Origin of the sequence: Candidatus Methanoperedens nitratireducens (assembly GCF_900196725.1) — an archaeon.
Lineage (GTDB): Archaea > Halobacteriota > Methanosarcinia > Methanosarcinales > Methanoperedenaceae > Methanoperedens > Methanoperedens nitroreducens_A.
Genome location: NZ_FZMP01000119.1, coordinates 1 through 12,670, shown reverse-complemented (window position 1 = coordinate 12,670; position 12,670 = coordinate 1). Strand labels below are relative to the sequence as shown.

Genomic DNA, 12,670 nt, shown 5'->3' with positions numbered 1-12,670 from the left:
TATAAGCAGGGGTAAAGTTGGGTAAATTAGTAGACAAAATTATCTTAAAGAAAATGGGAAAATTCACGCGGTTATTCCAGAATTCTGGGACTTTCAAAGGCAACGAGCAAATGATAGTAGCCCACCTCAAAAATGAGACTGGCAGAATGCTTCTGTGGGCTATTCTGGAAAATCCGGGTGTAACAAATCAAGAACTCACAGAGAAATTTCATCTGGCTAAAAGCACAATACATTGGTATATACAGCAGCTCAGTAAGGACAATATAATTGTATCAAAACAGGAAGGCAAGTACAGGAGATACACTGTAAATGCTGATATTAAGATGATTTTGCTCAGGTTTATGCCTCCCAGTCAACCTATCTATGCTCAGGTGTAACTTGACAAATTGTTGATTCTTCTCTTGATTAATAAAGCACATAAACTCGAGTAAGAAAGTATTGCTGATTAGGGCGCAGGGCTTCAACGTGGGGCGGCTGTAAAGGTGCGCTGTAAGCCTTACCCACACGGCTTACCATTTCCTGCGAAGTCACCTGCGCAAGGATGATATTTAGAATACATGTTACTTTAATCTGGCGGTCTCATTGGTACCTCCCTGGTGTGGATTCTATCTGCACTGCCTATTATGGCAAAAAGTCATGATCAGTTCAGGATTCTGCCTCACTCAGTGCCTGTACTCAAACAAAGTCCTCTGGCGACATGCCTTGTGACGATAGATATGCGCCAGCCGCTATCTTGAGATCCTGACTGGAATACAGTGCTTATTGAGGATAGAACTGCTCGCTTTCCATTATAATATTTTCACAAAATACAGGACATCGGCTAAACTCCAAAAATCATCATCAGCAAATTCCTGGCACCCATAGATAAACCAAGAACAATCAATATCAGTGCCCACATATACTTCTCATCTTTATTGTGATCCTCCTTTGAGTCTTTTTCAAGAAATAGGATTATCAACATGATTAAAATCAAGGATAAAGGAATCAAAATAGCTCCTGTTCCAAAAATCGAGGGAAGGAAGGAACTGAAAGGGTGTTTGTTCGTGTAGCCCAGCAGATCAACACCGATGTACGTTGTAAACGAATCAAGTACAAATGAAAAGATTGCAAAAGAATATATTCTGCTGCGAAGATATGCCATTTTAATCACGGGGGATATTCTTTTAACGACTCCGGTCATTGCCACTGCTGGCATCAGACTATATAATAAAATATCAATTCTCAGGCTGCCTTGGGAATAAAGAGCAAGAATAATAATGCCTGCAATTGAAATTATTATTCCAGTAGTCGCATATATGCTAGTGTAACTCTTTATTCTCCGGGTTTTCTCAAGATATCTTGTTAAAAGGAGAATACTAAAGCATATTCCAAAGATTACAAAGTAAATAAGTGGCGTGATAAAAAATAGTTACTATTCAGATACCCTTTTTTTCTGTTTAACCAGTCAATGATATCAAATAAATTTAAAACATCATCTCTGGAATTATTTTTCGAAAAATCAATATACTATGACACTATTGCAAGATTATTAAGTTAATATGGTGATTCAATCTTGAAATTAGATATTAAACGTGAAGATATTCTGGCAGTTTATGAAGCGGGTCCTGAAGCAGTAATCACTCTTATAAACAGCATTATTGCTGAAAATCAGAAAATCATAGATCAGCAAGCTATGAGAATAGTTCAGCTTGAAGAACGTGTCAAATCGTTGGAGGAAAGACTTAACAAAAACAGCCGAAATAGCAGCAAACCTCCATCTACAGATAATTTTGCTTATGAGAAACCCAAACCAAAAAGTCAAAGAGTAAAAAGTGGTAAGAAAGTGGGCGGTCAAGAAGGTCATATTGGAACTACATTAAAAATGGTCGACAATCCTGATGAAACTGAACTCTACAAAATAGAAAAATGTAAAAATTGCGGTAAAAATCAAAGAGACCTAAAAGTCAAAGATTATGAAATTAGACAAGTTTTTGATATACCGCCAGTAAGTATCAGAGTCAAAGAACACCGTGCTGAAGTCAAAATATGTACTTGTGGTTGCATCAATACAGCTGATTTTCCTGAAGATGTCAAATATCCCGTTCAGTATGGTCCTCGCTTAACGGGTTTAGCAGTCTATTTGCATGATTATCAACTTATCCCCTATGACCGCTGCTGTGAGCTACTATCTGATGTTTGTGGAAGCATGATAAGCCCAGCCACTCTGATCAGGGCAGAGAAAATCTGTTTTGAGAAACTGGAATATTTCGAAAATGAAGTCAAGAAGTTGTTGAGTCAATCACCCGTTGTCCATTTTGATGAAACTGGAATGAGAATAAATGGGCAACGCAACTGGCTTCATGTAGCCAGCACAGGTCAAATGACATATTATATGGCTCATATAAAAAGAGGTTCTGAAGCTATGGATGACATGGAGATTCTTCCTGGTTTTAGTGGTAATGCTGTGCATGATTTTTGGAGACCATATTTTAAATATGGATGTAAACATTCACTCTGTAATTCTCATCTTTCGAGAGAGTTAACAGGTATTTATGAGAATTATAACCAACTTTGGTCAAATGATATGAAAGTTCTTCTTCTTGAAGCCAAAAGCTGTGTGGACGAAACAAGGACAACTTCCGACTGTTTAGAACCAGATCAAATCATTCAATTTGAAAAGAGGTATGATGAAATAACTAAAATTGGAATTGAGGAAAATCCATCCCTTATTATACCTCAAAGTCAATCAAAAAAACGTGGGAAAAAGAGCCAGAGTAAGCCGAAAAATCTTTTAGATCGGTTCATAGGTTATAAAGAAGATATTCTCAGGTTTATCCATGATTTTGATGTTCCATTTGAGAATAATCAAGCAGAAAGAGATGTCAGAATGATGAAAGTACAACAGAAAATTTCCGGCACGTTTCGGAGTACTCAGGGAGCAGATTCGTTCTGCCGCATCAGAGGTTACATATCTTCCGTGAAAAAGAACAAACTTTCGGTAATTGATGCTATTCAGGATGCATTAAGTGGAAAGCCATTTATTCCTAATACAGCAGAATAAAGAACGGAACTGAATTTTTTATGATAAACCGAATATTTTAGGGGATATTGGGGGGATATCTGAATAGTTACGATATAAGTAAAATAAGGCTTCATTTACATACCGGCAATATTCAATAAGTCTTGAGCCGCTTACCTTACTTCAACTACCGTATCAAGCACCATGCTCTTGAACGGATAGACGATCATCTTAACATCGTACTTTTGACCGGCTACAAGCCTTGCAGAAGAATCATCGCCAATAGTTATGTTGACCACTGCATTAGTCACATTATACGTAGCACCGGGATAATCAGTCACATTCGTAGTGATTATCTGGTCTCCGGCTTTGAATACAGTGCTTGAATCCTTGTATACGGGTGGCTGCCCGACTGGTACTATTGATATCCACCAGTCACCAGCTCTCAAGGTATCTCCGTTTTTGTGCTGTATCTTCATATCGATAGTCCCGGTAGTTTCAGGAACACTTGCTACGGTAATAGCCGCAGTAGGTGGTTTTGGGCTTGCTCCGCCGAAATCACCGGTAAATCCAAATCCGAATACAGCGATTACTGAAGCCAGTATCACGCTGATCGCAACCATCAGTATGGTACCGATTACAGGAGATACAGCAGTGCAATTTGTTTTAAATTTATTAGAATAAAAACCAAGCTGCCCCCGAAAAAAGTAAAAAGAGGGCATAAAAATTTGCCCTACCTTACTTCAACTACAGCATCAACCAGCATGGCGTTGGACGGGATGTGGACCAGTTTGATATCGTACTTCTGGCCTGAAACCATCTTATACGCCAAGCCAGTATCGGTAGTCACTAAGGCACTATTATTTAACGTATAGGTAGTAACTGTAGCGTTTGTCAGATATGATGTTACTATTTGGTTTCCGACTGCATACGTACCAACACTGGTTGAATTTGAAATTATATACGCTGGTGAATCTCCAACAGCAACTACGGACATCTTCCAGTCTCCACCTTTCAGTGTATCTCCGCCTTTGTGCTGTATTTTCATATCAACCGCTGGTGTATCTGGTTGGTTCGCTGATACTATACTTGCTGTCGGTGCGGCAGCCTGCTGACCGCCTATACCGAACACGAACGCTGCAATTACTGCTGCTAATATGACAGTTATCGCCACCATGAGGATAACACCGATGACAGGCGATATAGCCTTTAATAAGCCTTATTTTACTTATTAAAGACAGCTTTGCTGTTTGATTTGTTTTTCAGCCTTTAAAATCATTAGAAGGCTGCAATATGGTATCAGAAGCAATAAAAAATCTGAGTGCTTACGTAACATACGAAGATTTCTTAAAGTTAGAACAGGCTGCCAAAGACTATGAGAACAGTGCAGTATTGAAACGTGCCAGGAAAGGCGAATATTCTCTGTTCATTCGATTATTATTTTTTACTGGCGCAAGAATTGCTGAGATAGTAGGCACACCAAAAAGAATTTTTACGCAATGTCTTTTCTATAACAAACGAAAAGGCAGATGTCCTAAATGGAGTGCCATAAGAGACGATAAGGTATGCACAGATAGTAAATGCCCTCATTTTATGACCTATGTGCAAAAAGAGCATCATGGCATCAGGGTTAAGGATATTGTTTTTAAGGACAGGCTAATTGCAGTTTACGGTAAAAGCGTTAAATCTATTGAACTTAAGCCAAGAACAGTAATAATAGATTTGGATACCTTGAACCTGGTTCATGAGCATATAAAGAAATATTCATTAAAGCCAAACGATAAAATTATCAACCTTAATGAAAACGGAGCCAAACTATACATTGAAAAGCTCAGGGAAAAGGTAGGATTATCGTGGGTTACTGCCCATAAATTCCGGCATGGACATGCGATTTATTGTATTCAGCATGGAATGGATTTAAGAACCTTACAACAGCAGTTGGGACATGAGGACTTGGGCACTACTGCCATTTACCTACAGTTTGCAGTAGAGGATAGAAAGAAGGCTTATGATAAGGTATTTGGTGCTAAACCCGACCATGTGAAGATACAGTGCCCCAAATGTGGTCTTACTTTTAGACTTAAGAAAAATAAGGAAATTGATTTAGAAGATAGGATAAAAGCAGTACTACCCCCTTAAGATCATCAATAGAAAATTTGCAAGGGAAATGAGCAACGCAGGAATTTTTAAGGCTTATTCCTAAAATTGAAGAAAATGGAAGAATATGAAAATCTGAATACCCATATGGAAGAATATGAAAGCTTATTTCACCTTTCGTTCTCTACCTTTCTTACCCCTCCCCCCGTATTGTTTCCATATCTACAATAATAAGAATTGCCAAATGCCCCGAAGACCGAATCTATGGTATATTTCCCCCCCTCGCTCCGCTCGGGCTCGATTTAGTAGCTCGCTCTACTAAAAATTACGTCTTGAACGCCGCCAACAGGGTTCGAACCATGTGACTTCCTAGTTAACAGCTAGGCACTCTACCATCTGAGTTATGGAGGCACATCTTACATCCGCTATAGGCAGTTGCGGGGCATAAAAGCTATTTCCTGCCTCTGTATCTCTAGAAGTTCTAATTCAGCCTTTGCGGACGAGTCGCCCATCGCCGCACGCTGACCGAAGCTCTCAAGTAGCTCTTGATTCCCCGCATTCTCAGCAACGTGTTGCCACCACCTTTGTTCCATCCTCTCCTCTGTCTCCAGTGCTTACTTAGCTAGCTTCATTAATAAGGGTAACGCTTGACCAAAAATTATTTACATGAGAATGATTTAATGCCACCCAGTGTATTTTGGGGAAAGTAGTAGTCTTCCCAAATTTTAAATAGCTAAACGAAAAAATGAATAGTTTAAAGTTTGAGGGTGTGAGTCACTGAACAGAGAATATGATAACAGATGTGGAGAATGCATGTGGTTCGACCCTGCCTATGACCAGTGCCCTTTCTATGGAGGGGTAAGGGTCGAGGATATGGCTTGTAGGAGCTTCCAGGAAGCGGAATGAGGTACAATAGAAGTTCTAGAGATCCTTGCCTTCTGAGAGATGACATTGATTTATATACTTAAGTTGAAGGAGTCTCAGGCATAGAACTACACCAATGAAGAGATGGTAACTTTATCCTATTGCCCATTTTTATCTCCTCTCAAGCCATCCCTTCCCTTTGCAGGGCAGATTAAAGACCCACTGGTTTTTGACAGAGGCCTCTCACTTTTCAAATTTTTAAAACGAAAAACTATTTAAATAAAGCCTTTCTTTTTAAACACCAGTACCTTAGGTGAGGTGGAAAAACATGTTCGGAAAGGGAATACTTACTGAAAAACAGATAGTAAGCAACTTGAGCATCTTAATTAAAAAACAAAACAGTCCAAAGCCAGGAGGATAAAATGTCAAAAAGCAATGCCTTGATTTTTAATATCTTAATTTTTATTGGTTTGTTCGTTCTTTTTTTCGCTATAGGTTCTCTTATTCCGCCCTTTTTCGCAATTTTCGGAATTCTTTTCCTCGCTGCAGGGATTTATATAGGTTTTAAACCGACAGGGACTTCAAGCAAAAAAGAGATCTTAGACAGCCTGGAGATTCCAGTAGAGGTTGATCAGAGCAAGCCCAGAGGAGTTTTAAAAAAGGAACAGACCTTAAATAACCACGAGGTTCTCACAGTGGATGACCAGAATAAATCCGGTGAAGTTTCTGAAAGTTCTGATAATCCTATCAGACAAAGCAAAGCCCTGGCTATTAAGATGAAGATAAAGGAGAAGGAAGATAATGAAGAGGAAGCAGAGGAGGAAATAGAAGAAGAGGAAACCGAAAGTATCGGTGGGAAGATAAATAAAATGCAAGGCTGGGGAAATAAAACACCGAGAAAAGACCTGGCTCTCATCGTTGTTGGTATTCTCCTTTTGCTAATTAGTTCTTTATTTAGAGCTTCTTCTATATCTACAATTCTCTCATACCTGGGAATTCTCTCGATTGGAATAGGTCTTTATTTGATCCTGAAAAGGATTTTAGCAGTAGAACAGGTAATAGACAATTGGGGTATAATGATTAAAGAAGGAAACGGAAAGGCAGAGGATATTTTTGTATTCGCTGAAGCTTTTATGATATCCTCAAAAGCTCCCTCGTTGAAAATTCATAGAGCGGAAATGTCACCAGGCATAATAAGAGGCATCTTAGGTACAAGCAGAAATTTTTTGGTTGCTACTGATAAAAATTTTAGGTTAAATCCATACAAAATTTTTATCAATGCAAGAGACTATGGTAACAACCTCGATGTTTCCTGGTACTTAACCTATAGACTCCCATTCTGGCGCGCTCTTTTAAGATTCATCCCTTTTATTGGTGTAGCCTCCTTTGCGTTGGAATCCTTAGACGTTTTTGATCGCCAAGATTTAACTGCCTATACAACAGTCTGCCATTACTCCATTTTAGATGCAGTAGTAAAGCTGATGCTCTCTCTTGATCAAGACACTTCAAGGATCGACAGAAAATCAAAAGGATTCCTTGGTATAACCTAAATGGGATTTTTAGACTGGCTTAAAGGAAGTAAAAAAGAAGAAGTCAAAACAGAGATAGTTGAGATACCAAAAACAGAGCCCAGAGTTATTCAAGAAGAGGATGCCTTGGATCTTGGCTGGTACTGGAGCGAGAACAAAGGCGAAATGCAAATGGCAAAGATCAAGGAGGAGGATAGGCGTACTCATCTCTACGTGGTTGGGGCCTCTGGTACTGGAAAATCCAAGTTCTTGGAATTCTTAATCAGGCAGGATATTTCAAATCAAAAAGGATTCGGGCTTATAGACCCTCACGGCGATTTGGTAGAGGAAATCAAGGGCTTTCTTCTTCTCTCTTTATCAAAAGAAGAAACAGGGGAAAGGATAGTTTATGTTGACCCTGCCAACGAGGAATACACCGTAGCTTTCAATCCCTTAGAGAAAACCGAAGGAATCTCCTCGTCTGAAATAGCAGCCGAGCTTATTGAAGCCTTCAAGAAAATCTGGCATGATTCCTGGGGAGCAAGAATGGAAGACCTTCTTCGAAACACTTTGATTGCCCTCATTGAAGCCGAACTTACCTTGGTTGAATTGCCCGGGTTTCTCACAGACGGAGACTTCAGGCTGAATACTTTAGACAAAGTAAAACACCCTATCACAAAGCAGTACTTTATCCGTTTCGACAATCTCTCGCCCAAAACAAGGGATGAATGGACGGAGTCAACCCTTAACAAGGTCAACGCCTTCCTCTCCGATGACAGAATACGGGACATGTTCTCTTTCAAGAAATCCTCGTTTTCCTTACGGGAAATCATGGATAATAGCCAGATTTTTCTCTTAAAGCTTGACAGAGGGAGATTAAAAGAAAATGCTGACCTCATTGGCTCTCTTTTTATGACAAAGATTAAGCTGGCAGCTTTCTCCCGCTCTGAGATTTCCAAGGAACAAAGGACTCAATTCTACCTATACATTGATGAATTCCAGAACTTTGCCACCAAAACCTTTATTGAGCTTCTTTCAGAAGCCAGAAAATACGGCTTATCCCTGATACTCGCTCACCAGAACCTCTCTCAACTGCCAGAGGATTTGCAGGATTCAATCCTCACTAACTGCGGAATCCAGGCTTGTTTCAGAATTTCCAGAAAAGATACGGAAATAATGGCCAAGGAGTTTTTTGAAACGACGGGCACGGAAGTCAAATCCTATTCAATTTCTTCAGAGTCAGATGATGTTGATTTCTACTCCTACCAGGAAGAATGGGAAAAGTACTTTCAGGAGCTCCAGTCCTTGCCAAGCAGGTTTTTCTATATCAAGCACAAGATAGAAGGCGGAATAATCCCGCTCCAAACCGAAACAATTGTCCCTGCCCATAAACTGGCCAAGGTTAGTAAAGAAACGTACGATGAGATTCTTGAGAACCATCACTTTGGGCTTAAGTATCTTAGACCACGAATAAAGCCGCTACTGGAAGAAGCGAAGGAGAAAGACGAAAAACTCAAATCCGAAGAAATAGCAAAACCAGAAGAGATAGCAAAGCCAAAGACCGAAGAAAAAACAAAATCAAAGACATTGGAAGAAATTACCGCTTCCCTTATCCCTCTAGAAAAAGCAATGCTCTGGGCAATCGGCACAGGAAGCTACCAGGCTTCGGATATCTTTATAGAAGCTAATAAGAAGCTGAAAAGCCTGGGAGATTCAACCTGCCATTACTCTGAATTCAAGACTAAGTTTTACGAGCTGTCGAAGCTTCCTCCGGAGGGCAAAGGTTTAGTTGAATTTGTAAAAAGAGGAAGAAGCTCCTATTACTGGCTTTCCCAATGGGGAGAGATGGCTTTTGCCGAGAAATTCAGCATCCCCTCTGACCGGGCAATTAACGAGCTTGGAGGCGGAGGAAAACTCGGAAAAGCAGTTTCTTTGGAACTTATTAAAAACTGGTTAGAGCCTGAAGGCTACAGGGTAAAGAAAGAAGACGCAATTGCAACTGACTTAAATATCAGCGAGAGAGGCTATACCGACCTTGTAGCAGAAAAGGACGGCCAGATCTTAAGAATCGAGATTGAGCACCGCACAACAAAAGATCAAATTGAAAAAAACATCAGGAAAAATCTTGAATACTCTGATACTCTCTATGAGATAGCCAGCGATGAAACTGCCAAAAAGAAACTGATTCAGGTTGCCTTGAAAACAATGTTCAGGCTGAGAAAAGATAGGCCGGACAAGGATTTAGTTGTAAAAATAGCTACTATAGACGAATTAAAGAAAAGCAGTTTTAAAGAGTGGTTCGAGGTGGGGAATAAGTAAAGATGCCTTACCCAAGTATTATAATTTTAAGAGGGAAGGGTGCAACTTGCGGCCCATGAAAAAAATATTTGGATATGCTCTTAAATATTGAAGAGGTTATGGTATATTCAGAGCCGCGAACAATCTATCACCCTTTTCATTTATTGCTTTTAGCTTCTCTCTAACCGTTGATTTTCTCAGATATATCTCGCTTCTTATCCCCTTCTCATCCTCTAATTTGAGAGAAAGTTCTTCTTCCGAAGGACTGTGTTTTTTTATCTCAGCAACGGTGGGGGCGAAAATCTCTGCAACCTTTTGCATAAGTTCAAAGACGAGATTTTCTTCAAGTACATCTTTGCCGCCTAGATAAAGAGACTCTAACCGTTGTTTCCTTGGATAGAGAGCGTTTGTTTGTTCAACAATTTTTTCTCCCAACTCGCGAAGTCTAAGGATCGTAAGTGCGTCTTTCAATTTTGGGATTGCCTGAATATTTTTTTCAGTGTCATTTTCTTCAGCATGATAAACCTCGGCTGCGAATTCGCCCATAAAATTCATTTTTAATCTGAACCGTTCGACTGAGATATCAAGTCTTTTCCTGAAAACGACTTCAATCTCTTTTCCTGAAAGGACGAGGTCGCTGAGATAATAATCATCTATGTTCACAATATCAGGCACCAGCTCCTTCTTAAGAATTGGTTTTTTCATCCTTGCCGGAATCTCAACGCCTTTTATAAAATCACGGGCTTTAACATGCCTGTGCCAGAAAGGAATTTCCGAGGATGCAATATTAAATACGCTCGAAATGTTACCTTCATAGTCGACCTGTACTTTTGCAGAATAACCTTCTTTTGCCGCCTTAACCGTATATTTTTTATTAATTATAGGTATAGGATCCAGGATAAAAAATGATTCCAGAATTTTTCGTGTCTTTTCATCGGTTTCATCTACTTTTTTCTCAAAATCTGCTATTCCTTGGAATACTTCATCTGAAAACTTTGTCTCGCCATCCTCTATGAATTTTTTTAGAAACTCTCTGCTCTTTTCTGCATACTTAACAATTGTTTCCTGCTCTTTGCTTCTTGCAACCGCTTCTGAAATTGCTGTATCAACGGTTAAGAGAAAGTTATCCATTTCATCCAAAACAGAGGTCTTAAGCCTGCGCCTGTCCCTGATGGTCTCTTTTAAATCAAAAACAGTATTCTCGAGGGTTGTTGCTTTAATGCTGGTTTCGATAAAATTATCTAGCAGTGCAAGGAAATCTTTTTGCTGGGGGAATTCTATCGAATCCCCAAATAGGTATTTCATGCAAAATCCCACCATGGCTCAAAGTGGGTGTTTTTATTTGTAAACTGACACTTTGAGCTTTTTAATAATCCAGATGTTATCATTTTATGCCGCTCCATTCTATAATTTATTTTTCATTACATAAAACTTTTGTAAAATTAATTTTACGATAAATTTTAATCATCTTTAGACACCTACTAACGGTTCATTGCACATTGATAATGGACTCTAAACTTGAAGACTGGCAAAGTTATAGAGAGATTCCCACTTAATTATGATCTAGAGTCTGATTATGGATTTAAGCAGCCACCATTGATGAACTGATTCAGAGCATTTTTAATGATTGGTTTGAGGTGAGGAATAATCCGTTACCATAGGAATTTTTACAAGCATATCTATCAGGGCAAACAAGTGAACGTATAAGATAGTTTGATAAAATAGATAATCATAGGAGAGTTATATTCACCTCATATCGCGTACTGAAATATACTCTCCTTTTCTGCTCTAATAAGCCAGAAACTGGTAAAAATTGCAGCAAGAAGCTTCATTCAATGATGAGATAGAGTCTGATTGTTAATGTAGCCACCATTGATGAACTAAAGAAAAGCAGCTTCAAGGATTGGTTTGAGGTGAGGAATAAGTAAGGATGCCTGAATTAATGCTCTGAAATCAAAGGTATTAAGGTACTCACCAACGCCCACCCTAAGCCATTGGCTAAGCTCTACTGATCAGCATATACGCTTTTGAGTCAAATTTCAGTTTTAATAATTTTATGTGCTTTTACGAGCAAAGCCATGCATATCGTTCATGTGATTGAACACAGAGCCCATTGATGCAAATTCCTGTTTGCAGAATGTGCAGATAAAGGCCCGTGGATAATCATCGTCCTTAGCTTTCCTATCCTTATTCATTTTAATTCACCTTCATTATGGTCATAATGAATTAATAAGATGTTATCATACTTGTCGTTATAAAGTTATCGGTTGAATTTAAAAAATCTATTAAAGTCTGTGGTACAAAATCGAATATTTTTTGTTAATTTTCAAGGAATAAGAAAACCAGTAACCAGCTACCTCGCGGAAAGACAAGCCAGACAAGGGCTTAGCGGTAAAAATAGCCACCGTTGATGAACTAAAGAAGAGTAGTTTCAAAGAGTGGTTCGAAGTCGGGAATAGGTAATAGAAGCGAATGCTTCTCTTGCTTTAGTTTCAATTTGAATATTATTATCCAACAGGTGTAGTTTTCCCCAACACATTCAATCGTTGAATTTTAAATACCACATCAGCGAAAGCCTTTTTCTTTTGCTTTTCAATCTGAGTGATGATATTATTAAATTTGACTTTGAGTGAGTATATCCGATACGGCCTGCCTTTCCCTGGCTTCTTCTCTTCTTTTTCGTTTATCCAGTCATACTCTTTCAACTGCTTCATTGCTATGCTCACTTCAGGCTGGCGTAATCCTGTGCCTCTCTCAATGTCCATGGTCGTAGCCTCATCCACATGTTTAAGATAGCTTAGAACTCTGGCAATAGGTCTGCTCATGCCTAAAGAGATAAGATCGTCTGCAATTTCTTCATCCTTTTCATCAAGTTGTCTAATAGTAAGAGATTTCAGAGACTTTT

10 protein-coding genes and 1 tRNA gene are annotated in these 12,670 nt (G+C 39.1%); 5 read left to right on the top strand and 6 right to left on the bottom strand.

Going from position 1 to position 12,670, the window contains the following annotated elements; translation table 11 throughout:
• The first annotated feature begins 17 nt into the window (after nt 1–17).
• Nucleotides 18–377, top strand: coding sequence for a winged helix-turn-helix transcriptional regulator (locus MNV_RS09000; protein ID WP_096205366.1), 360 nt, complete (start codon nt 18–20; stop codon nt 375–377).
• Nucleotides 378–820: 443 nt separating this feature from the next.
• Here the strand turns inward: MNV_RS09000 and MNV_RS08995 are convergent, their stop codons facing one another.
• Complete coding sequence (locus tag MNV_RS08995; RefSeq protein ID WP_096205364.1) at nt 821–1,399, bottom strand: DUF63 family protein; 579 nt, start codon at nt 1,397–1,399, stop codon at nt 821–823.
• A gap of 165 nt (nt 1,400–1,564) precedes the next feature.
• Between MNV_RS08995 and tnpC the strand changes: the two genes are divergently transcribed.
• A complete protein-coding gene (gene tnpC / locus MNV_RS08990) occupies nt 1,565–3,040 on the top strand; it encodes an IS66 family transposase (RefSeq protein WP_179293896.1) in 1,476 nt (491 codons plus the stop codon).
• A gap of 131 nt (nt 3,041–3,171) precedes the next feature.
• On the opposite strand, the gene MNV_RS19560 is transcribed toward tnpC, so the two are convergent.
• On the bottom strand, nt 3,172–3,720 hold the full coding sequence (locus MNV_RS19560) for a type IV pilin N-terminal domain-containing protein (protein WP_257000007.1): 549 nt from the start codon (nt 3,718–3,720) through the stop codon (nt 3,172–3,174).
• Nucleotides 3,721–3,731: 11 nt separating this feature from the next.
• Entirely contained in the window at nt 3,732–4,202 is a 471-nt protein-coding gene (locus MNV_RS20680; protein WP_257000008.1) for a type IV pilin N-terminal domain-containing protein, read from the bottom strand.
• Between the two features lie 89 nt (nt 4,203–4,291).
• Between MNV_RS20680 and MNV_RS08975 the strand changes: the two genes are divergently transcribed.
• The gene (locus tag MNV_RS08975) at nt 4,292–5,137 is read left to right on the top strand and encodes a tyrosine-type recombinase/integrase (protein WP_096205360.1); all 846 of its coding nucleotides are present in this window, start codon (nt 4,292–4,294) and stop codon (nt 5,135–5,137) included.
• 295 nt (nt 5,138–5,432) lie between these two features.
• Here the strand turns inward: MNV_RS08975 and MNV_RS08970 are convergent.
• Nucleotides 5,433–5,506, bottom strand: a tRNA-Asn gene (locus MNV_RS08970).
• Nucleotides 5,507–6,381: 875 nt separating this feature from the next.
• Here MNV_RS08970 and MNV_RS08965 point away from each other — a divergent pair.
• Both MNV_RS08965 and MNV_RS08960 read left to right on the top strand, forming a co-directional pair.
• Nucleotides 6,382–7,509 carry a hypothetical protein gene (locus MNV_RS08965; RefSeq protein ID WP_096205358.1) on the top strand — a complete coding sequence of 376 codons (1,128 nt, stop codon included), beginning with the start codon at nt 6,382–6,384 and terminating at the stop codon, nt 7,507–7,509.
• Nucleotides 7,510–9,786 (top strand): type IV secretory system conjugative DNA transfer family protein, encoded by a 2,277-nt coding sequence (locus MNV_RS08960; protein ID WP_096205356.1) that lies wholly within the window; start codon nt 7,510–7,512, stop codon nt 9,784–9,786.
• Between the two features lie 96 nt (nt 9,787–9,882).
• On the opposite strand, the gene MNV_RS08955 is transcribed toward MNV_RS08960, so the two are convergent.
• Nucleotides 9,883–11,070 (bottom strand): hypothetical protein, encoded by a 1,188-nt coding sequence (locus MNV_RS08955; protein ID WP_096205354.1) that lies wholly within the window; start codon nt 11,068–11,070, stop codon nt 9,883–9,885.
• Nucleotides 11,071–12,272: 1,202 nt separating this feature from the next.
• Nucleotides 12,273–12,670: ArsR family transcriptional regulator (locus tag MNV_RS08950; RefSeq protein WP_179293894.1), on the bottom strand; the 398-nt coding region annotated here is incomplete at its 5' end.